At 69.4% G+C, this 20,565-nt stretch carries 17 protein-coding genes; 8 read left to right on the top strand and 9 right to left on the bottom strand.

Annotation, left to right across the window (positions count from 1 at the left end; all coding sequences use genetic code 11):
• Nucleotides 1-62: 62 nt before the first annotated feature.
• Nucleotides 63-1,859: a pentapeptide repeat-containing protein gene (locus tag OG584_RS05880; RefSeq protein ID WP_405775711.1), complete on the bottom strand. Its 1,797-nt coding sequence runs from the start codon at nucleotides 1,857-1,859 to the stop codon at nucleotides 63-65.
• A 595-nt stretch (nucleotides 1,860-2,454) separates the two neighbouring features.
• Here OG584_RS05880 and OG584_RS05875 point away from each other — a divergent pair.
• Nucleotides 2,455-3,483 carry a S66 peptidase family protein gene (locus OG584_RS05875; protein WP_405775702.1) on the top strand — a complete coding sequence of 343 codons (1,029 nt, stop codon included), beginning with the start codon at nucleotides 2,455-2,457 and terminating at the stop codon, nucleotides 3,481-3,483.
• A 74-nt stretch (nucleotides 3,484-3,557) separates the two neighbouring features.
• Here OG584_RS05875 and OG584_RS05870 read toward each other — a convergent pair whose 3' ends face one another.
• Nucleotides 3,558-3,899, bottom strand: a complete 342-nt coding sequence (locus OG584_RS05870; RefSeq protein ID WP_405775700.1) for a hypothetical protein — start codon at nucleotides 3,897-3,899, stop codon at nucleotides 3,558-3,560.
• 264 nt (nucleotides 3,900-4,163) lie between these two features.
• A complete protein-coding gene (locus OG584_RS05865) occupies nucleotides 4,164-4,487 on the bottom strand; it encodes an alpha-L-rhamnosidase C-terminal domain-containing protein (RefSeq protein ID WP_405775698.1) in 324 nt (107 codons plus the stop codon).
• A gap of 632 nt (nucleotides 4,488-5,119) precedes the next feature.
• Here OG584_RS05865 and OG584_RS05860 point away from each other — a divergent pair.
• On the top strand, nucleotides 5,120-8,383 hold the full coding sequence (locus OG584_RS05860) for a glycoside hydrolase family 3 C-terminal domain-containing protein (protein ID WP_405775696.1): 3,264 nt from the start codon (nucleotides 5,120-5,122) through the stop codon (nucleotides 8,381-8,383).
• A 173-nt stretch (nucleotides 8,384-8,556) separates the two neighbouring features.
• Here the strand turns inward: OG584_RS05860 and OG584_RS05855 are convergent, their stop codons facing one another.
• Nucleotides 8,557-9,309 (bottom strand): DeoR/GlpR family DNA-binding transcription regulator, encoded by a 753-nt coding sequence (locus tag OG584_RS05855; protein ID WP_405775694.1) that lies wholly within the window; start codon nucleotides 9,307-9,309, stop codon nucleotides 8,557-8,559.
• A gap of 218 nt (nucleotides 9,310-9,527) precedes the next feature.
• Between OG584_RS05855 and OG584_RS05850 the strand changes: the two genes are divergently transcribed.
• From OG584_RS05850 to OG584_RS05825, 6 genes are all read left to right on the top strand, one after another.
• The gene (locus OG584_RS05850) at nucleotides 9,528-10,364 is read left to right on the top strand and encodes an endo alpha-1,4 polygalactosaminidase (protein ID WP_405775692.1); all 837 of its coding nucleotides are present in this window, start codon (nucleotides 9,528-9,530) and stop codon (nucleotides 10,362-10,364) included.
• A 58-nt stretch (nucleotides 10,365-10,422) separates the two neighbouring features.
• On the top strand, nucleotides 10,423-11,757 hold the full coding sequence (locus tag OG584_RS05845) for an ABC transporter substrate-binding protein (protein ID WP_405775690.1): 1,335 nt from the start codon (nucleotides 10,423-10,425) through the stop codon (nucleotides 11,755-11,757).
• 11 nt (nucleotides 11,758-11,768) lie between these two features.
• The gene (locus OG584_RS05840; protein WP_405775688.1) at nucleotides 11,769-12,728 is read left to right on the top strand and encodes a carbohydrate ABC transporter permease; all 960 of its coding nucleotides are present in this window, start codon (nucleotides 11,769-11,771) and stop codon (nucleotides 12,726-12,728) included.
• Nucleotides 12,725-13,612, top strand: a complete 888-nt coding sequence (locus OG584_RS05835) for a carbohydrate ABC transporter permease (protein WP_405775686.1) — start codon at nucleotides 12,725-12,727, stop codon at nucleotides 13,610-13,612. The genes OG584_RS05840 and OG584_RS05835 overlap by 4 nt, the downstream gene beginning before the upstream one ends.
• A 245-nt stretch (nucleotides 13,613-13,857) precedes the next feature.
• On the top strand, nucleotides 13,858-15,198 hold the full coding sequence (locus OG584_RS05830) for an alpha-glucosidase/alpha-galactosidase (protein WP_405775685.1): 1,341 nt from the start codon (nucleotides 13,858-13,860) through the stop codon (nucleotides 15,196-15,198).
• Nucleotides 15,199-15,272: 74 nt separating this feature from the next.
• Nucleotides 15,273-16,268 (top strand): N-acetylglucosamine kinase, encoded by a 996-nt coding sequence (locus OG584_RS05825; RefSeq protein WP_405775683.1) that lies wholly within the window; start codon nucleotides 15,273-15,275, stop codon nucleotides 16,266-16,268.
• Between the two features lie 65 nt (nucleotides 16,269-16,333).
• Here OG584_RS05825 and OG584_RS05820 read toward each other — a convergent pair whose 3' ends face one another.
• From OG584_RS05820 to OG584_RS05800, 5 genes are all read right to left on the bottom strand, one after another.
• On the bottom strand, nucleotides 16,334-17,491 hold the full coding sequence (locus OG584_RS05820; protein WP_405775681.1) for an LLM class flavin-dependent oxidoreductase: 1,158 nt from the start codon (nucleotides 17,489-17,491) through the stop codon (nucleotides 16,334-16,336).
• Entirely contained in the window at nucleotides 17,488-18,531 is a 1,044-nt protein-coding gene (locus tag OG584_RS05815; protein WP_405775679.1) for an ABC transporter substrate-binding protein, read from the bottom strand. Before OG584_RS05815 ends, OG584_RS05820 begins: the two co-directional genes overlap by 4 nt.
• A gap of 59 nt (nucleotides 18,532-18,590) precedes the next feature.
• Nucleotides 18,591-19,328 carry an ABC transporter ATP-binding protein gene (locus OG584_RS05810; RefSeq protein WP_405775677.1) on the bottom strand — a complete coding sequence of 246 codons (738 nt, stop codon included), beginning with the start codon at nucleotides 19,326-19,328 and terminating at the stop codon, nucleotides 18,591-18,593.
• Nucleotides 19,301-20,170, bottom strand: coding sequence for an ABC transporter permease (locus OG584_RS05805; protein WP_405775675.1), 870 nt, complete (start codon nucleotides 20,168-20,170; stop codon nucleotides 19,301-19,303). The genes OG584_RS05810 and OG584_RS05805 overlap by 28 nt, the downstream gene beginning before the upstream one ends.
• Nucleotides 20,171-20,351: 181 nt before the next feature.
• Nucleotides 20,352-20,435, bottom strand: a complete 84-nt coding sequence (locus OG584_RS05800) for a putative leader peptide (protein WP_356832488.1) — start codon at nucleotides 20,433-20,435, stop codon at nucleotides 20,352-20,354.
• Between the last annotated feature and the right edge of the window lie 130 nt (nucleotides 20,436-20,565).

Genomic DNA, 20,565 nt, shown 5'->3' with positions numbered 1-20,565 from the left:
CGTTCATGCCCAGTGGACGCCGCCGCGGGTAAGGACCGGTTGAGCTGTCGCGTACCGAGCGCTCACCGCTTCACACGGCCCCGCACGGCGAGGAGTCCGAAGCCGAGGAGGACGGGTTCGGTCAAGCGGGAGGCCATTTCCAGATAGGTGCCCGCAGTCGTGAGGTCCTGCCCCGATGAACGGAAGATCACCGAGTTGACCACGACCCGCAGGGACTTCTCGAAGCGCCGGCCGCTCAGGCGGCCAAGGAGCGGCCCGGTGGGGTTGGCCGGGTCAGGAGCGTCGCTCACCAGGTGGATGCGACGGGCGGTCACAGCCCCGTCCGACGACGGCTGGGTGCTGTGCAGCGGTACGCCCCACAGCATCATGGCCAGCACAGTGGTGATTACGGCGAGCAGCAGCCAGCTCAGGGCGCGGGAAGCACGCAGGCCGTATCCGGACAGCGCCCAGTACGCGGTGAGCAGAGCGCGTTCACTTCGGGGCCTGTCCGGATCATGTCGGCGCATTTCCATCTCGCCGTAGTAGAAGTCGGCCGCGTCAGGTTCGTTCTTGCCGTCCTCCAGCGACTTGCGCAGCTGCCGGTACACCGGCGCCAGGGACGCGGGAGCGGGTGTATCGGTGCCGGAAGAGGGAGACCAGCCGGCCGACCCGCCAGCCGCACGCCAGTGATGTTCCTCGGCCAGTGTGCGCCGGGGGGTCCAGCGCGCCCACACCGGTCCGCGTCGGTGAATGCCGGTGGGGGTGGAAGCGAAGGTACAGCGGCCTTCCAGCCGAAGTTGGTCCAGATGGACCGCGCCGGTGAAGCGGCAGGCGGACAAGTTGATGTCGGCCAGCACCATATGGGCCGTATCCACACCGCTCACCGATACCACGCGGACGCCGGGCTCCAGTCCCTCCAGCGGGGATTCGTCCAGCAGCCCTCCACTGGACGCCGCGAAGGGGGACGGCCGAGCGGCGACGCGCAGCGGAGACTCGGTGACCGCATCGCTGAAGTCGAGGGTGGCGTAGCGGGGGCGCAGGGTGGCAGAGGCAGCCCAAAGCGTTCGTCGGCACACCAGACTGGCGGCAGCCGCCTCGATGGTCACCGGGCCGCAGAAGCTCACCTCGGAGAGGTCCAGCTTCCCGCGGCAGACGAGCGGGCCCAGCATCGAAGCCGTCTCGAAAGTGGCTCCGTAGAAATCTGCGGTGCGAGCGAACGTCGCCCCGTGGAACCGGGCTGCACCTGCGAAGGCGGCCCCATTGAACTCGGCTTCACCGGCGAACGCGGTCCTGCCGAACAGTGCGGTGCGGTGGAATGCCGCCCTGCCGAACCGGGCGTCGGCTGTGAATGTCACGCCACCGAACCGAGCGGCACCGTCGAATACCGCTCTGCTGAACAGTGCCTCGCCGCCGAAGACCGACCTGCCCCACTCGGCGGTGCCGTTGCACCTCACCCCGCTGAACCCCGCGCTGCCGGCGAACGTGGCCCCGTAGAAGCGGGTGGTGCCTTCGAAGACGGCCCCGGCGAACTCGGCGTCGCGGGCGAACGACGCGCAGGCGAACCGGGTGGTGCTCGCGAAGACCGCCCTGCTGAACCGAGCGGTTCCCGTAAAGGTCGCGCTGCCGAACCGAGCGGTGCCGTCGAACCTCGTCCCGCCGAATCGGGCGGTGCCGTGGAACGTCGCGTTACCGAACTCGGCGTCGCCCAGGCGGGGGTGCCCGCCGGCTGGATCGCGGAGGGCGTCGAGCAACTGGCTCAGCAGGGTGGGCGTGAAGACGGTGCCCCGGTGATCGATGGCGGCACCTGGGGCCAGGCCTGCGAGGTATTCGGTGCGGTCCGCGTCGTTCAGGTGGGCCAGGCAGAGGTGGTACGGATCCACGACGCAGCCGTGGCAGTCGTCGGGGCCGCCCGCGTCCGCGCAGTGCCGCCGGTGCCGCGGGGCCGGTACAGGAGTCCGGGGAATCGTCACTTGGGAGGAGACGGCCTGAGCCGTCGGGCGGTTGCGCGGGAACGGCCCCGGGCATGGTGCGGTACGACGCCCGCCAGGTGGACATACGGAGCGCGTTCCGTCATCCAACCAGCCGTACCGGAAGGTGCGTTGGCTGTCGCAAGGCTCAGGGCGAGCAAACCCTCGGGGCGCCGTCGAGGCGCGACCTACGGATGTGGCCAGGGGCCTGGGCGGGCACCGGACAGGACTTGGCCGACGCATCGAGCAGTATGGCTGCCGTCAATGCCGACAGCGGGGTCATGAGGTGTATCCGTGACGGCAGCGTCCGTGACGAACACCGGACTCGCCGCGGGGTCCAGGCATGGGGGAGCGAGTGGGAGCCGGTGTGCAACGCCCGCCACGACGCGCCTCTCGGGCACGTCCCGCCCGGCCGAACCGGCCCGCAGCTTCCACCCGATCCCGTTCAGTACCAGCGGGTCAAGAACTCGTTGTCGCAGGAGGGCAGGGGCGTGTCAGACTCAGGCGCATGACAGTCCGATACCCGCGCCCCCTGCGTCCCGGTGACCGGGTCGGCGTCACCTCTCCGTCGAGCGGAGTCCCGAAGGATCTGCGTGACCGCCTCGATGTGGCGATTCATGAGGTGCGGGCCCGTGGGTACGGAGTGACCGTCGGCCGCTGCATGGACGGTGACGGTCACGTCAGTGCCGCTGCGGCCGATCGCGCGAGCGAGCTGATGTCGATGCTGACGGATCCCGGCATCAGGGCCGTGGTACCGCCGTGGGGCGGCGAGACCGCGATCGACCTGTTGCCGCTGCTGGACTGGGACCGGCTGCGTGACACCGAGCCGACCTGGCTCGTCGGGTTCTCCGACATCTCGACCGTCAGCACGCCGCTGACCCTCCTCACCGGCATGGCGACAGTTCACGGCAACAACCTCATGGACACGCCCTACCGGGTGCCCGAGGGGCTGCTGTCGTGGCTCGACATCGTCGCCGCACCGCAGGGGCACCGGTTCACCCAGGTCCCGCCCGGCCGTCACCGGGCTGCGGGCTGGGACGACTACCGCACCGACCCCGGCGTACGCGATTACGTGCTGGACACTCGCGGAACGTGGACCAGGCTGGACGGCGACGGGGACGTGGCGGCGGAGGGGCGTCTGATCGGCGGCTGTATCGAGTCCCTGTGCAATCTCAGCGGATCGGCCTATCTCGACACTTCGGCCTTCGCGCGGGCAGCGGCCCCGGAGGGACTCCTCGTCCACGTCGAAGCGGCGGGCGACGACGCCTTCGCCATCTGCAGGAATCTGCACGGGATGAGGCTGGCCGGCTTCTTCGACAGCGCGAACGCGGTCCTGGTCGGCCGGACTTCGGCACCTGACACCGGGTCACTGACCCAGCACGAGGCCGTCCTCGACGCGCTCGGGTCCCTGAACGTGCCGATCATCGCCGACATCGAGTGCGGGCACGTCCCACCCCACCTGCCCATCGTCAACGGAGCGCGCGGACGGGTCGTGCACACCCCGATGCGCAGCGAACTGACCCAGACACTCGACTGATCCCCGGGCGGGCACCGGCCGGCCCGGTCTCCGGCTCCCCGTCGCGCCGGGGAGAGGCCCGTCGGGCCAGGTACTCAGGCCGGGGCATGCCCGCCGATCGTCAGCTCGACCTCGTCTCCCCTTCGGCTGAACTCCCGGACCAGCCAGGTTCGGCCGTCGACAGGGGTGCCGGCGCCGGTGACGTAGGCCGGGACGGTGAGTACGGGGCCCATCGGACCCACGGTGCGCAGTGCCGCATCGGTTTCCACGTCGTCGGAGAAGCGCAGCGCCAGTTCGACCGGCCAGGGGCCCTCCGTGAAGGCACCGGGGCCGGGCAGTCCCTGGATGCGGCAGCGCGCGCCCGGAAAGAGATGTGTGTGACCGCATACGGCGAGGAAGGTCTCCGCTCCGGTCGGTCCGGTGGGGGGATGGGGCATGACGGGGCTCCGTAATCCGCGGTGGCATGGCGACAGGCCCCGCACACTCTGGCGGCAGTGCCTGGGGAGCGGCGGCATTGCACGGCGGCGGAGCTCCCGGTGTCACCCGGCCGGAGCTGTGCCGGGCCCGAAAAGCACTACGGCGGTGCGCCCGGACGAGGACGGCGGCGGGGCGGAGCCGGGTCCGGCAGAGGGCGCGCCGGGGGACCGGGCCACGTCCGCGGAGCGAGGCGTGGCCCGGTCAGGATCTGGCGAGGTGGATGGTCAGCGGCTGGTGAAGGTGTAGTTGCCTGAAGGCACCTCGTACGCGGAGCCTTCACTGTTGTGGTGTACGAGCCGGGCCTTTCGCGGGGCGCTGACATCGTTCCCGGACGGGATCCGGACCGTGGCCGTGGTGTTGGCGGGCACCTCGACCGAGAGCGTGAACTTTCCGTCCTGCTCTTTCCAGGAGCTGCTGATCCGGCCGTACGGGCTCTGGAGCGAGCCGGCGGCGTGGGTGAGCCCGCCGCCGGGTTGCGGGTGGATCGTGAAGTGCCGGTAGCCGGGCTGTTCCGGGTCGGGGGCTATGCCCAGGATCGTGCGGTACATCCAGACTCCGGCCGTCCCGCCCACGGGAAGGTTGGCAACGCCTCGGTCGTGGCCTGCGCGGGGCGGCCACAGCAGCGAACGCGCGACCCGCAGGACCGGTGAGCGACCGGGACCGATCCGGTTCTGCGACCGGGCGGCCGGGGCCTCATGGGCAGTGGAGCCCACGGGGAAACCGGCCTCCCGAGTGCCTACGTGCGGGGGACCACCCGCGCCGGCCGGAACGGACTCCAGCCGGACCGAACGCACCGGCAGCCCCGACGTTGTTCGCCTGCAATGGCCGGACTGTCAGGATTTCAATAACGATTCAAATAGTCTAGGCCACGATGCATACCCCTATTTACCGCGTCACCCCTTGCCCTGTCGCTAGTCGCGCCTTACGTTCTGTGCGGCCTGGTTGAAACGTTCTATTTCAGCGCGCGGTGTCATCGTGCGGCGAACGCCAGAGGGGATCAAGCATGTCCGTGCCGGGTGAGGAGAACCGACCCGACCGCGCCGCTGCAGGGCGAAGAAGGCGGCGGCGGGCCGGGATCGCAGCCGGCGGCCTGACGGCCGCGCTGCTGCTGACGGTGACAGCGGGCCAGTTGCCCGCAGCCGCGGGTGCGCCGGGTGCTGCGTCCGGGGATTGTCCCTGGGTGGGGTCGACTGCCTCGTCCGGGCAGCGCGCCGCAGAGGTGCTGGCCCGGATGACCACCGACGAGAAGCTGTCGATGACGCACGGAAGCCAACTGCCGGGATACGCGGGGGTGGTGGCCGGCATCGCGCGACTGTGCATACCCGCACTGAATCTGAACGACGGCGGCGCGGGCGTGGTGATGGGCGGAACGACAGCCATGCCGGCGCCGGTGGCCGCGGCGGCCAGCTGGGACCCGTCGGCGGAGCGGGCGTACGGGCAGGTGGTCGGAGCCGAGGCCAAGACGAAGGGCATCGGGGTCAATCTGGGACCTGATGTGAACCTGTTGCGGGATCCGCGCGGTGGACGGGCCTTCGAGATGGCGGGCGAAGACCCCTACCTGGCCGGCGAGATGGCGACGCAGTACGTCAAGGGCGTGCAGTCCAAGGGTGTCATGGCGGACCTCAAACACCTGGTGGCCAACGACACCGAGCAGAACCGCAACAACGGCAATGCGATCGTCGACGAACGGACTCTCAACGAGGTCTACTACCCGGCGTTCAAGCAGGCCGTGCAGAACGGCCACGCCGCGTCGATCATGGCTGCGACCAGTCTGGTCAACGGCGTCCACGCCAACGAGAACGCCACCCTGCTGAAGGAGAAGGCCAAGCAGGACTGGGGTTTCGACGGATTCGTGGTCACCGACTGGGACGGTGCCCGCAGCACGGTCCAGGCCGCCAACGCCGAACTGGACCTGAACATGCCCGCCCCCGGCAACTTCGGGCAGCCTCTCTCGGACGCCGTACGCTCGGGCCGGGTCAGCATGGCGGTGCTGAACGACAAGGTGACCCGGCTGCTCACCGAGGAGTTCGCCTACGGCCTCTTCGACTCCGCGGCCGGTTCCCCCTCAGCCACCGCGACGACGCCCGGACACGTCGCCACGGCGCGGGACACCGCCGCGAAGGGCACCGTCCTGATGAAGAACAAGGGCGGTCTGCTTCCACTGGACACCGCGTCGACACCCTCCGTCGCAGTGATCGGCGAGGCGGCGAAGGCTGCTCCGATCACCGGGGGCGGCGGCAGTTCACACGTACCGGCCGACTCGTCCTCAGTCGTCACGATCGCCGACGGTATCGCCAAGCGCGCGGGTGGCACGACCAGGGTCGACCATGTCGGCTCCTGGATCGGGGCGGCCTCCTCCTCTGCCGGCGGCTCCGATCAGCCGGGCAACATGTTCGACGACGACGCTGCCTCCCGTTGGTCGAGTGGCGCCCCGATGACGGACGGCCAGTGGGTCACCGCCGACATGGGCAGCTCGCACCAGGTGGACCGGATCACCATGGATGCCGGAAACTCCACCGACTACGCCCGCGGATACCGGATCTACCTGTCCACCGACGGCACGACCTGGGGCGCCCCCGTAGCCGAAGGCACCGGCACCGGCCAGGCCGTCACCGCGACGTTCGGGGCCCGGCAGGCCCGCTACCTCAAGATCGTGCAGACCGGGTCGGCCGACAGCTGGTGGTCGATCGCCGAACTCAACGCCTACACGGCCGACGGCAGCGGTGGCCAGAGGGCCATCGGCGGCCGGTCGAGCGTGCACGTGCCGGGTGTGAACGACAAGCTGCCCACCGTTCCCGCCGCGCGCTTCACCACCGCCGACGGTCAACAGGGCCTGACCGCCAGCTACTACAACAACCTGGACCTGTCCGGCTCGCCCGCGCTCACCCGCGTCGAGCCCACTGTCGACGACCACTACACCGAAGCACCCGGCCCCGGAGTCAACCCGGCGGGATTCTCCGTCCGCTGGAAGGGCTACCTCACCGCACCGGTCACCGGTACGTACACGTTCTCCATGGCCAACACAGGTGGCATCCGGATGACTGTCGGGGGCCGGCCGGTCTTTCAGGACTGGGCGCAGTACGGCCCCGGCGTCTCGGCAGTCCATTTGAAGGGCGGAGCCAGGACGCCGGTCACGGTCGAGAACTACCAGCCGGTCAACGGGCCCAGCGGCCCAGTGGCGGGCACCCCCACCAGCCCGCCGGCCAACGGCTACGTCACCCTGGGATGGCAGGCGCCCGACACCGATGCGATCAAGGCGGCAGCAGCCGCCGCCAAGCGGGACAGCGTCGCGGTCGTCGTCGTCAACGACGACGAGAGCGAGGACGGCGACCGGCAGAATCTCACCCTGCCCGGAGCCCAGGACGACCTGATCGAGGCCGTCGCCGCCGCCAATCCGCACACGGTCGTGGTCCTCAACACCGGCGCACCGGTGCTCATGCCCTGGCTCGGCTCGGTCGACGGCGTACTGGAGTCCTGGTACGGCGGCCAGCAGAACGGCACGGCCCTGGCCTCCGTCCTGTTCGGAGACGTCGACCCGTCCGGCAAGCTGCCGCAGACCTGGCCGGCGAGCATGGACCAGCTGCCGACCGCGGACCCTTCCCGCTACCCCGGCACCGTCGACGTTGCCACGAACACCACCAACTACCACTACACCGAGGGCCTGAACGTGGGCTACCGCTGGTACGACGAGCACCATCTGACACCGCTGTTCCCCTTCGGCTACGGCCTGAGCTACTCGACGTTCTCCTTCAGCGATCTGGCCGTATCACCGGGCGCGGCCAACGCCGCGGGGCCGGTGAAGGTCTCGGCGACCGTGCGGAACACGGGCACCCGGACAGCCTCCGATGTGGCTCAGCTCTACGTGGGCCATCCGGACGGCTCCGGTGAACCGCCCAAGGAGCTCAAGGGATTCAGCCGGGTCACGCTCCGGCCCGGCATGTCGCAGCGCGTCACTCTCACGCTCGGCCCGTCCGATCTGCAGACCTGGGACAGCGGCACACATGCCTGGAAGACCGACGACGGTACCTACCGCCTGTTCGTCGGCGACTCCTCCCGCAGCCTCCCGCTGCACGGCACCTACACACTGCGGCGCTCCACCGGCACACGGGCCGTCACCGCGCGGGCGCCGGCGGCCCTCGATCCCGTGCACGGCGGCGTGGTCACCACGACGCTCACCGCGGGCGGCAACCAGACCCTGCACCATGTCGAGCTGGGCCTCAAGGTTCCGCCCGGCTGGACGGCCGAGGCGCTGACCCCGGCCACCTTCGACACCGCGCGGCCGGGGGCCCGTCCCCGGACCTCATGGCAGGTGACTCCCGCACCGGGTGCGCCGGACGGTCTGGACCGGTTGCTGGCCTCGGCCACCGCCGCCGGCGGCTACCGCACCGACGGCGGACTGCAGGTCACCGTGGGCGCAACCTCGGCGCCGGGTACGGCACGGTGAGCGCACCGGAGACGCGCAGCCGCCCTGCGGTGCGGGTGTTGTCCGGGCGGCCGGCCTGAGGGACCCGGGGGATCGGGTGGCACAGCACGCGCTGTGCCACCCGATGCACTGCCACCCGTCGAGGCCTGTGCGTCCGTGCGGGGCGCAGTTCCCGACGGGAGGCGCTTCACCGGTCATACGCCGAGGACTTCGACCCCCAGCGCCCGGACGGCGGCAAGCTCCGCTTCGTCGGCGCCGCTGTCGGTCACTACCGCGCTGATGTCCACGACCGGGCAGATCCTGGCGAAGGTGACCTTGCCGATCTTTGTGCCGTCCGCGACCACGACGGTACGTGTGCTGTTGCGCAGGAACGCCCGGTCGGTGTGCGCTTCCATCTGGTCGTGAGTGCTGCAGCCCTGCGCGACCGTGAGGCCGTCGACGCCGATGAAGCTGATGTCCAGGTGGTACTCGTCCAGCATCCGTTCGGCGGCGGGTCCGACCAGTTCGTAACTCTCGGAGCGGGCGTCGCCCCCGATGACGACGAGCTTGATGTCGGGCCGTACGACCAGATCCGCCGCGATGTTGACCGCATTGGTCACCACGGTGAGACCACCGCGGGCGGCCAGCACCCGCGCGACCTCGGTGGCCGTCGTGCCACCGGTCAATCCCACCACGGCGCCTGCCGGTACGAGCGCTGCCGCTGTCGCGGCGATGCGCTGCTTCTGGTCCTGCTGACGGCCGGCGCGATGGCGCAGCGGCAGTTCCAGCTCCACCGGAACGGCGCCGCCATGGGTGCGCTGCACGAGCCGCTGCTCGTGCAGTGACTGCAGGTCACGGCGGACGGTGGCGCCGGAGACGCCGAGGAGTTCGGCCAGGGCGTGGACATCCGCGCTGCCTGCTGCGGAGACGTGATCGATGATGCGATTCAGCCGGTCAGCCTTGAGCATAACTACAGCGTATCTCTGAGCAGTTCTGCGCAGAACTGCTCGTTCGACCCGGCTGAAGCCCTTGACGTGAGCATCCTCGCGCGCTTTGATCCTGCCAGTGCCCGGGTATGCAGCCCAGCACTCAGAGGTGCGCCCAGCCGGTAGTGGACTCCATCCCAAGCCCGGCCAAAGTCGCCAGGATCGCAGTAGCGTCCGAGGCGGGGTCGTACCCGCGATTGATGGAGCTCACCGTGCCCGTCAATACCGTTTCCCGTATCCGTCGCCCCTGGGCGGCCGCCGTCCTGGCCACCGCGACCATGGCCGCCACACTCGCCGCCGGCTCCGCATCTCAGGCCGGCGCCGCCACCGTGGCGCTGCCCCCGGTGCACGCGGGGTTCGACTACCAGATCGGCGGCGCCTACACCCCACCGGCAGGGGTGCAGGTCGTCAGCCGTGACCGTTCGGACTCCCCTGCGCCAGGGCTGTACAACATCTGTTACGTCAACGCCTTCCAGGTGCAGCCGGGCGAGGAGGGGCAGTGGCCGTCCGACCTGCTGCTGCGCGACGCGAACGGCAACGTCGTCGAGGACCCGGACTGGGGCGAGGCACTGCTGGACATCAGCACGGCGGCCAAGCGCGACCGGGTTGCCGCCAAGGTCAACGGGTGGATCGACGGCTGCGCCAGTAAGGGCTTCAACGCCATCGAGCCCGACAACTACGACAGCTACACCCGCTCCAAGGGGCTGCTCACGTCGAGCAACGCCAAGGCCTTCATCACCCTGCTGTCCGCCCACGCACACTCGAGGAACCTGGCCATCGGCCAGAAGAACACTGTGCCGCTCGCGGGCAGCAGGACCCAGACGGGCCTGGACTTCGCGGTCGCCGAGGAGTGCGGTCGGTACGACGAGTGCGGGGACTACACGGCAGCCTTCGGCGATCACGTGATCGTCATCGAGTACGACTCCGAAGGCCTGCAGAAGGCCTGCGCGGGCTGGGGCAGCCGGCTCAGCATCGTGCGCCGGGACGTGGACGTGAGCACGCCGGGCACCGGTGGATACGTCCGCAAGACCTGCTGACGCGCCACCCGCTCCGTAGCCCGTCCGCCCCTCCCCGCGCGTCTGCAAGGAGTACGTCATGACCCGTATCCGGGGTGCCCCGGGATCACTCGACCGCCGCCGACTGCTGCGCGGTGGGGCGGCGTTCGCCGCAGGCACCGCGGGTGCGGCGCTCGTCAGCGGCTGCGCGGACCCCGAAGCCGGCGGCGTCGGCGCCGACGGCACGGTCACCGTCGAGCTCTGGCACGGCCAGACCGACACCGGCAGAAAGGCCCTTGAGGCACTGGTCTCGGAGTTCAATCGCACCCATCCGCGGATCCGGGTGGACGCGGGCGGCGGCGGGGTGCTCGCCGACGCCATGCTGCAGAAGGTGACTGCCGCGCTGGCGTCGGGCTCGTACCCCGACATCGCCTACATCTTCGGCTCGGACCTGGCGAGCGTCGCCCGCAGCCCCCGCGTGGTCGACCTGACCTCGCAGCTGCGCGGCGGAGCGACACCGTGGGCGGACTACTGGGCTCCGGTGCGGGAGGCCGTCACACTCAACGGGAAGGTGCGGGCCGCCCCCGCGGTACTCGACGCGCTGGCGGTCGTCTACAACAAGGAGCTGTTCCGCAGAGCCGGTATTCCGTACCCCAGGGCGGGCTGGAGCTGGGACGAATTCCTGCAGACCGCCGCCAAGCTGACCGATCCCGGCCGTGGGGTCTTCGGCACGGGCTGGCCCGGTGTCGGTGACGAGGACACCACCTGGCGGATGTGGCCGATGATCTGGGACCTGGGCGGCGACATCGTCGCGGACGACGGGCACAGTATCGGCTTCGCCGGTCAGGGTGTGCGGGCCTTGTCCACACTTGCGCGGCTGGCCGAGGACAGGAGTGTCTACATCGACTCCAAGCCCGGCAGCGAGCAGATGTACAAGGTCTTCGGGAGCGGCCGGATGGGCATGGTGGCGACCGGGCCGTGGCAGCTTCCCGACATCACCGCCGCGAAGATCGACTATGGCGTGGTGCCCCTGCCCACCTACAACGCTCACGCCGTCACCATCTCGGGCCCCGACACCTGGACCGTCTTCGACAACGGCTCCGCACGCTCCCGCGCCGCCGTCGAGTTCGTCAGCTGGCTGATCCAGCCCGCGCGGGACGCCCGCTGGGACATCAGGGCCGGCAGCCTCCCGCTGAGCACCGCCACCGCGCGGCGGGCGGAGTGGAAGCAGCACTCCCACCGGACGGCCGGCCTCCAGGTGTTCACCGACGCACTCGCATCCGCGCGGGTCCGACCCATCCACGCGGCGTACCCGCAGATCTCGATGGCGCTCGGCGAGGCCGTCGTCGCCGTACTCCTGGGGCACAGGTCCCCGGCACAGGCACTGCGGACCTGCGCCGACAAGGCCAACGCCGCCCTGCTGATACCGAGATGAGGAAGGCCGTCATGTCGCAACTGCCCCGAGCGGTCACCCTCGCGCCCGCCGCTCGCGACGCGGCGGCCCGGCCCCGGGCGAGCCGCCGTCGAGCACGCCGTGAGTCCGCCACCGCATGGGGCTTCATCAGCCCCTCGGTCGTCGTCATCATCGGCCTGAGCATCGTTCCGGTCATCTGGTCCCTGCTGCTGTCCTTCCGCGCCGACGACCTGGTCACCCCGGGCCGCTGGGTCGGCCTGGACAACTACCGCGCCCTCGTACAGGACCCCAACTTCCATACCGCCGTGGAGAACACGCTTGTGTACGCGGCGCTGTACGTGCCGCTGAGCCTGGTGGGCGGCCTGGCACTGGCCCTGGCGCTGAACCGCAGGATCAGGTTCATCGGCCTCTACCGCACCCTGATCTTCATCCCTTTCGTGGTCTCGGCCGCGGCCCAGGGCGTGCTGTTCTCCTTTATCCTCGACCCGGATTTCGGCGTCGCCAACTCCCTGCTGCACACGCTCGGAATCTCCCCGCAGGGCTTCCTGTCCGATCCGGGACAGGCACTGTTTCTGCTGGTGATCATCTCGCTGTGGAGCGGGGTCGGATTCTGCGTCATCGTCTATCTGGCCGCGCTGCAGGACGTGCCGCCCGAACTCGTCGAGTCCGCCCGCCTCGACGGCGCGGGGCGCTGGACCGTACTGCGTCACATCACCCTGCCGACTCTCACACCGGTCACCGTCTTCCTGCTGCTGTGGCAGTTGATCGCTGCCCTCCAGGTATTCGATCTGGTCTACGTCACCACCAAGGGCGGGCCGCTCGGATCGACGACCGTCATCGTCTACTTCGTCTGGGCACAGGCCTTCCAGCTGTTCACCGCCGGATACGGGGCCTCGGCCGCCTACGTACTCGCCCTTGCCCTGCTCCTCGCGGGCGCCGCGCTCCATCTTCACCGGCGCCGCCAGAACCGTACGGAAGGAGCCGCCGTATGACCGCTTCCCTGGCCGTGCGCGAGGCGCGCCGGGCCGCAGCCCCGGCCGAAGGGGGCTCAGCACGACGCAGGCGGCTGCCCTTCAGCGCCTGGCACCTGGTGCTCGCGCCCCTGTCGCTCGGGTTCGCGCTGCCCCTTCTCTGGCTGGTTCTCAGCTCGGTGATGAGCGATGCCGAGATCAATCGCTTCCCGGCCGCGCTGTGGCCGCACGGCATCGACCTGGGGGGATACCGGTACGTCCTGGGCAACGCCATGTTCCCGCGCTGGTTCGCCAACTCCTTCGTCGTCGCGGTCACCACGGTGCTGTCGAATCTGCTGCTCGGGTCGCTCGGCGGTTATGCGTTCGCCCGGATGCGATTCGCCGGGTCGCGGCTGCTGCTCGGGCTGATGCTCGCGACGATGGTCATCCCGTTCCAACTCACCATGATCCCGACCTTCCTGGTGATGAAGGAGCTTGGGCTGATCGACACGCTGGGCGCGCTCATCGTGCCCTCGCTCGTCACACCGTTCGCCGTCTTCCTGTTCAGGCAGTTCTTCCTCGCGCTGCCCAGAGAGATCGAGGAAGCGGCCTGGATCGACGGCTGTTCACGGCTGCGGGTGCTGTTCTCGATCGTCATGCCACTGGCCCGTCCCGCGCTGGCCACCGTCGCGGTCCTGACGTTCCTGGCCACCTGGAACGATCTGTCCTGGCCGCTCATCGCGATCAACCACGACAGCCAGTACACACTCCAGCTGGGACTCACCACCTTCCAGGGCCTTCACCACACGCGGTGGTCGGCGGTCATGGCGGGCAACCTCATCACCGTGCTGCCGGTACTGGTGGCCTTCCTCATCGCCCAGAAGACCTTTGTCCAGTCCCTCACGTCGAGCGGGCTCAAGGGCTGACTTCTGTCATCCCGGCGTGAACCTTTTCCATTCCGTACGGGGGCTTTCGCCGTGCGTATCCGATTCCCGGGAAGCCTGGGCCGTGTCCGCAAAGTCGCTCCTGGCGTGCGACGCCCAGTGCCTTCCGCCTTCGACCTGCTCGTGACCGGCGACGTCGGCCACGACGCGGTACCCGGCGGCTCCGCGGCGATCCGGCCCATCCGGGCCGGTGCCCGGTCCGCCACCTTGAACCAGGAGGATTCCTCATGACCGGCACGACCAGTACGAGCACGAGCCGTACGGCGGTGAAGATTGTCTTCGTGGGCGCCGGCAGTGTGGTGTTCACCCAGGGGCTGCTGGCCGACCTGTTCGCGTTTCCCGAGCTCACGCGAGTCCACATCGCCCTGCACGACATCGACGCCGAACGGCTGGCCACAGCCGAAGGCGCCGCCCACCGGATAGCCGCCGAGCGCGGCGCCCGGCCGGTGATCACCGCGCATTCCGACCGGCGCAGCGCGCTCGAAGGCGCCACGTTCGTCATCAACATGGTCCAGGTCGGCATGAACGAGGCCACCCGCACCGACTTCGCGGTGCCCGCTGGATACGGAGTGCGCCAGACCATCGGCGACACCCTGGGCATCGGCGGGATCTTCCGCGCGCTGCGCACGTTCCCCGTACTGCGCTCGCTGGCCGCCGACATGTCCGAACTCTGCCCGGACGCCTGGCTGCTGAACTACACCAACCCGATGGCGATGAACGTCCTCTACCTGAACCGGATCGCGCCCGCGCTGCGCACCGTAGGACTGTGCCACTCGGTGCACTGGACCATGCACGACCTCGCCGAACTGGTCGGTGTGCCCTTCGACGAGGTGTCGTATCTCGCCGCAGGAGTAAACCACCAGGCCTGGGTACTGCGCTTCGAGCAAGCGGGCAGGGACCTCTATCCGCTCCTCGACGATGCCATCGCCAAGGACCCCGGACTGCTGCGGCGCGTACGCGTGGACATGTACCGCAGGCTCGGCCACTACCCCACGGAGACCAGCGAGCACTCCTCCGAGTACGTGCCCTGGTATCTGCACCACGACAGTGAGATCGAGCGACTTCGTCTGCCGGTCGGCGCCTACCTGGACATCATCGAGGAGAACGTCGCCAGTTACGAACAGACCCGCGAAGCCCTCGCCTCGGGCGCCGATCTGCCGGTCGACGCCAGCATGGAGTACGCGCCGCAGATCATCCACAGCATGGTCACCGGCACCCCGCGTACCGTCTACGGCAATGTGTCCAACCGCGGCCTCATCGAGAACCTGCCCGCCGACAGCGTCGTCGAAGTGCCGTGCCTGGTCGACTCCCAGGGAGTACAGCCCACCCGCGTCGGCGCCCTGCCTCCGCAGTGTGCCGCCCTCAACCGTACCTACACCAGCGTCAACGACCTGGTCGTACGAGCGGCCACGGACGGCGAGCCCCGGCACATCCGCCACGCGGCGATGACGGACCCGGCGACGGCGGCCGCGCTCCCGGTGGAGCGGATCTGGGATCTGTGCGACGACCTGGTGCGCGCCCACGGGGACCTGCTGCCGCCCGAACTGAGGGCCACACTGGGGCACTGAGCCGGGTACGTCCACACTCTGGCCGTGAACTGATACCGCGACGACCATCGATCGGAGACACTGTGTTCCTGGGTGTGGACGGGGGAGGCACCAAGACCGCCTTCAGCCTGATCGACACGTCCGGAAGACTGGTGGCCAGAGCGCTCGGCGCCGGTGCCTACTACTTCTCGGGCGACTCCACCGACGGAGTGCGCCATGTCGAACGGGTGCTGACCGAGGGAATCACCTCCCTGTGTGCCGATGCGGGAATCCAGCCCGCGGACATCGGGCACGCGTTCTTCGGGCTGCCCGGTTACGGCGAGTCCTCCGGTGATGTGGCAGCACTGGACGCCGCCCCCCACAGCGCCCTGGGACACCACCGGTACTCCTGCGACAACGACATGGTCTGCGGCTGGGCCGGTTCCCTCGGCGCGGCGGACGGCATCAACGTCATCAGCGGCACGGGATCCATGACCTACGGCGAGCGCGAAGGGCTCGGCGTCCGCACCGGCGGCTGGGGCGAGCTGTTCGGCGACGAGGGGTCCGCTTACTGGATCGCTGTCCGAGGACTCAACGTCTTCTCCCGCATGAGTGACGGGCGGCTCCCGGAGGGCCCGCTCGCCGGTGTACTGCGCCGCGGTCTGAAGACCGGGCCGGACCTCGACCTGATCGACACGGTGTTCAACCGATGGCGGGGCCGGCGCAGCGACATCGCGGCTCTCAGCCCGCTGATCACCGAGGCGGCCGGACTCGGCGACTCCCATGCCGCCGCCATCCTGTCGGATGCGGGGTACGAGCTGGCTCTGCTGGCCGACAGCGCACGTCGCCGCCTCGGTTTCACACCGGGTGAGACCGTCCCGGTCTCGTACTCCGGCGGGGTCTTCAGCTCGGCCCCCGTGCTGAAGGCCTTCGCTGCCGGGCTGCGCGCGTACGACGCCGCCTACGAGCTGCGTCAGCCGCTCTTCGAACCGGTGATCGGAGCCGCCATCCACGCGGCCCGGCTCGCCGGAAGCCCATTGGGCGCGGCCTCGCTGGAGGGCCTGACCATCGCCGCCACACGTACCGCGCCAGGAGCCCATGACACGCCGTGAACGGTCACGTCGCACCCCGGCGTCCACAGCTCGCGCCGACAGACCCGGGGTGCGAAACGTCCGGGTCAGCGACCACCCGCGAACTGGATCGGAGCGCCGGTGGCCGCCAGCTCCGGGAGCAGACCGCGGGACGCCAGTACGGGCCGTACGCCCTCACCGAACCAGTACGCCTCTTCCAGATGCGGGTAGCCGGAGAACACGAAGTGCTCGATACCGAGCGCGTGGTATTCCTCGATCCGGTCCGCGACATCGGCGTGGCTGCCGACCAGCGCGGTACCGGCACCACCGCGCACGAGCCCGACACCCGCCCAGAGATTGGGCGAGATCTCCAGCTTGTCGCGCGAGCCGCCGTGCAACGCGAGCATCCGCTGCTGACCGACCGACTCGCTCTTGCCGAGCGCCTGCTGGGCAGCGGCGACCGTCTCGGGGCCGAGGTCGTCGAGCAGCCTGTCCGCGGTCGCCCACGCCTCGCGCGCGGAGTCCCGGGAGATGGTGTGCAACCGGATACCGAACCGCACGGTGCGCCCGCGTTCCTCGGCCAGTCCACGGATCCAGTCGATCTTCTCCTTCACCTGAGCGGGAGGTTCGCCCCAGGTGAGGTACACATCCGCGTGCTCGGCGGCCACCGGGCCCGCCGCCGGGGACGAACCGCCGAAGAAGATCTCCGGCAGCGGGTCCGGCGGCAGCGCGGTCAGCCCGCCCTCGACCTGGTAGTGCTTGCCGTCGAAGTCGTACGGCTTCCCGCTCCACGCACCGCGCACGACCGAGAGGAATTCGGCGGTCCGCTCGTACCGGCGATCGTGGTCCAGATGGTCACCGAAGCGCTTCTGCTCGGTGGAGTCGCCCCCTGTCACCACGTTGAGCAGCAGTCGCCCCCGGGTGATGCGCTGGTACGTCGCCGCCATCTGGGCCGCCAGTACCGGGGAGATGACGCCGGGCCTGAACGCCACCAGGAACTTCAGCCGCTCGGTGTGCTGCGCGAGTGCCACGGTCGTCAGCCAGGCGTCCTCGCACCAGGTTCCGGTCGGCGTGAGCACGGCCTCGAACCCAAGCTGTTCGGCGGCCTTGGCTATCTGTGCGAGGTACTCGATGTCGGGCGCGCGCACGCCGCTGACCGGGGTGATGCGGTCACGTTTGATGCCGCCGTCGGTGTAGGCGTGCCGGTCGACCAGGGTGCGGCCGTCGCCGCCGGTGGGGAGGAACCAGTTCAGGTGGACGCTCATGAGGATGAACCCTTTGCGTAGGAGAGAGGTGCTGTGGTGGAGGGCGGAAGGGTGCCGTTGAAGCGCCGGTCGACGTAGTCCTTGAACGAGAAGCGGCGGGGGATCAGCTTCAGCGCGGAGAAGGTGTCGGCGATCTTCTGCTCGGAGGCGACCGCCGCGTCGTCCACGGCAACGGGCACCCGCGTCCCGTTGGTGCGCTTCACCGCGGCGAGTGCCACGTCGTACGGCAGACCGGTCTCCTTCGCCCATACCTTGGCCCAGGCCTCGGGGTGCTTGAAGACCCAGGACTGTGCCCGGTTGAGACGGGTGAGGTAGTCGGAGACCGCCGCGGACTTCTGCTTGTCCTTGAGCGCCGAGGGCGAGGCCACCTGGAAGGAAAGGCCGTTGACGACATTCTGACCGGTGGTCAGGACGCGGCCCTGCGCGGTCTTGAGCACCTGCGAGGTGTACGGGTCCCAGACCGCCCAGGCGTCGACCTTGCCGCGGCTGAACGCGGCGAGCGCGTCGGCCGGCTGCAGATACTTCACCTTCACGTCACTGATCTTCAGCCCCGCCCGCTTGAGCGAGGCGAGCAGCTCGAAGTGGGCCGAACTGCCCTGCGCCACGGCGATCGACTTGCCCTTGAGCGCGGCGACGGACTTCAGCGATGAGTTCTTGGGGACGAGGATCGCCTCACCCCGCGACGAGCCGTGGGAGGCAGCCACGATGGCGATCTTCGAGTTCGAACCCGCGGCGAAGACCGGCGGGGTGTTCCCCACACCACCGATGTCGACCGCTTTGGCGTTCACGGCTTCCAGCAGCGGGGGACCGGACGTGAAGGTCGACCACTTGATCTTGTACTTGAGGTGGTCGAGCTCTCCGGCAGCCCGCAGAACGGCCTCGCTGCCGCCCTTCTGATCCCCGACGTTGAGCGTGACGCTGCCCGACCCGTCGGTACCGTCGCCCGGTGCGCCCCCGGTATTCGCGGAGGACGCACCGCCGCAGGCGGCCAGCAGGAGGGACAGGGGGAGGAGGAGCGCGGGCAGGTATGGGCGTCGCATGGACGTATGTCTCTCTTCCGGATGGGTGCGGGCCCGGCGGTCCGAGGCGCCGGGGTCGTTCAGAGGGTGGGGGCGGGCTCGTCGACGCCCAGCTCCGTGAGCAGACGGGAACGCAGCTCGGCGAACCGGGGATCTCCCGCGGAACGGGGGCGGTCCAGGGCGACGGGAGTCTCGTACGCGATGACTCCGTCCCGCATGACCAGGGCACGGTCGGCGAGGAGCAGCGCCTCGTCCACGTCGTGCGTGACCAGCAGCACGGCGCAGCCGCGTCGCTGCCACAACTCCGCCACCAGCTGCTGGGCCTTGATCCGGGTCAGCGCGTCGAGAGCGCCGAACGGTTCGTCGAGCAGCAGGAGATCCGGCTCGCGTACCAGTGCTCGGGCGAGAGAAGCACGCTGGGCCTCGCCGCCGGACAGCGTCTTGGGCCAGGCACCCGAGCGGTGTGTCAGTCCCACCTCCTCCAACGCGCTCTCCGCGACGGCCCGTTCGGGATGGCCTTCCAGGCCGAGCAGCACATTGCGCCAGACCCGCTTCCACGGCATGAGCCGCGGCGCCTGGAAGGCCACTGCCCGCTTCTTCGGAACGAGGACGGTCCCCTCGATCTCACGGTCGAGCCCGGCCAGTACGCGCAACAGGGTCGACTTGCCGCATCCGCTGCGTCCGAGGAGAGCGGTGAACTCCCCAGGTCGCAGGGTGAGATCGAGATGGTCGATGACCGGACGGCCGTCGAAGGTACGGGTCAGCCCCTCGACCCGTACCGCCGTCGAGGTCACTGGCCCTTGAACGTCGGTCGCCATTGCAGCAGCAGCCTTTCCAGAGTGCGGACGATGACATCGGCTGCCAGGCCGAGGAAGGCGTAGACGACGAGGCAGACGACGATCACGTCGGTACGGAAGAACTCGCGGGCCTGATTCATCAGGAAGCCGATGCCGGCGTCGGCGTTGATGGACTCCCCGAAGACCAGGGCCAGCCAGGCGGTGGCCAGGGAGTAGCGCAGCCCGGTCATCGCACCGGGGAGCGCGCCCGGCAGGATCACATGGCGGATCAGCCCCCACCGGCCGAGCCCCAGCGACTCACCGGCCTCGATGAGTTGTTCGTCGACGCCCCGGATACCGGCGTACACATTGAGATACAGGTGGAAGGCGACACCGAGCGCGATGAGCGCCACCTTGGGTGCCTCACCGATTCCCAGCCAGATGATGAAAAGGGGAATCAGGCCGACCCACGGCACGGTGCGCAGCATCTGCACGCTCGCGTCGACCAGGTCCTCACCGAGCCGGGAGAGCCCGGAGACCAGCGCGAGTCCGGTGCCCACCACCCCGCCGAGCAGCAGCCCCAGAGCGACCCGCTGCAGCGAGATGCCCATCGCGGCGGGCAGTGTGCCGTCGTCGATGAGATCCCGTCCCGCGCGGGCGATGGTCCCCGGCGAGGCCAGGATGTCGGGATGCAGGACACCGGTGGCGCTGAGCACCTGCCACAGGACGAGCAGCAGCAGGGGGCCGACGGTGCGGCGCACCCATCGCGGAACGGAACGCAGTCCGCCTCTGCGGCTGCTGACGGGAGTGACGGTCTCCAATTCGAAAGGCAGAGCAGATGGTGATTTAGCCGATATGTCGGGCGGCGCGTGGTCGACGGTCATGGATGTCTCCTCGAAAGGGGGAGGCGCAGCTCATTGACCGGCCTTCGGCAGAGGGCCGGGCCGGAAAAGGATTCGGACAGACGGGATGCACGCCTGTGCTGCTGGTGGAGAAGCGGCGCTCTGCCGGCTGGGCAGTAGGAGCTACGGAGCTACGTAGCTTCGCGCAGAGGCGGGAAGGGCGTCAGCAGCCGCGACAACACGCGGCGGAGGCCACCCGCAGCAGGTCGATGTGACCGCGCGTGGTGAGCAGAGCTGTACGCAACATGGCGCAGAACGTAGCGATGAATCGACTGCCTGGTCAATGGGCGTCTCGCCACGCGGACTCCGGTGGACACCGGGAGCACTTCGGGCGGCTGGGCACCGGCCTCGCCCTCGACCTGCCCGGCACTGTCGGT

It is taken from the genome of Streptomyces sp. NBC_00859 (assembly GCF_045161865.1).
In the GTDB taxonomy this organism is placed as follows: domain Bacteria; phylum Actinomycetota; class Actinomycetes; order Streptomycetales; family Streptomycetaceae; genus Streptomyces.
The sequence above is the reverse complement of the archived record's forward strand: the minus strand, read 5'-3'. Positions and strand labels throughout refer to the sequence as shown.

Bases quoted from the DNA above. Each gene is read 5' to 3' on its own strand.
- OG584_RS05875 (WP_405775702.1), top strand. From the start codon at position 2,455: ATGACAGTCCGATACCCGCGCCCCCTGCGTCCCGGTGACCGGGTCGGC.
- OG584_RS05870 (WP_405775700.1), bottom strand. From the start codon at position 3,899: ATGCCCCATCCCCCCACCGGACCGACCGGAGCGGAGACCTTCCTCGCC.
- OG584_RS05865 (WP_405775698.1), bottom strand. From the start codon at position 4,487: ATGTACCGCACGATCCTGGGCATAGCCCCCGACCCGGAACAGCCCGGC.
- OG584_RS05855 (WP_405775694.1), bottom strand. From the start codon at position 9,309: ATGCTCAAGGCTGACCGGCTGAATCGCATCATCGATCACGTCTCCGCA.
- OG584_RS05850 (WP_405775692.1), top strand. From the start codon at position 9,528: ATGGAGCTCACCGTGCCCGTCAATACCGTTTCCCGTATCCGTCGCCCC.
- OG584_RS05845 (WP_405775690.1), top strand. From the start codon at position 10,423: ATGACCCGTATCCGGGGTGCCCCGGGATCACTCGACCGCCGCCGACTG.
- OG584_RS05840 (WP_405775688.1), top strand. From the start codon at position 11,769: ATGTCGCAACTGCCCCGAGCGGTCACCCTCGCGCCCGCCGCTCGCGAC.
- OG584_RS05835 (WP_405775686.1), top strand. From the start codon at position 12,725: ATGACCGCTTCCCTGGCCGTGCGCGAGGCGCGCCGGGCCGCAGCCCCG.
- OG584_RS05830 (WP_405775685.1), top strand. From the start codon at position 13,858: ATGACCGGCACGACCAGTACGAGCACGAGCCGTACGGCGGTGAAGATT.
- OG584_RS05820 (WP_405775681.1), bottom strand. From the start codon at position 17,491: ATGAGCGTCCACCTGAACTGGTTCCTCCCCACCGGCGGCGACGGCCGC.
- OG584_RS05815 (WP_405775679.1), bottom strand. From the start codon at position 18,531: ATGCGACGCCCATACCTGCCCGCGCTCCTCCTCCCCCTGTCCCTCCTG.
- OG584_RS05810 (WP_405775677.1), bottom strand. From the start codon at position 19,328: ATGGCGACCGACGTTCAAGGGCCAGTGACCTCGACGGCGGTACGGGTC.
- OG584_RS05805 (WP_405775675.1), bottom strand. From the start codon at position 20,170: ATGACCGTCGACCACGCGCCGCCCGACATATCGGCTAAATCACCATCT.
- OG584_RS05800 (WP_356832488.1), bottom strand. From the start codon at position 20,435: ATGTTGCGTACAGCTCTGCTCACCACGCGCGGTCACATCGACCTGCTG.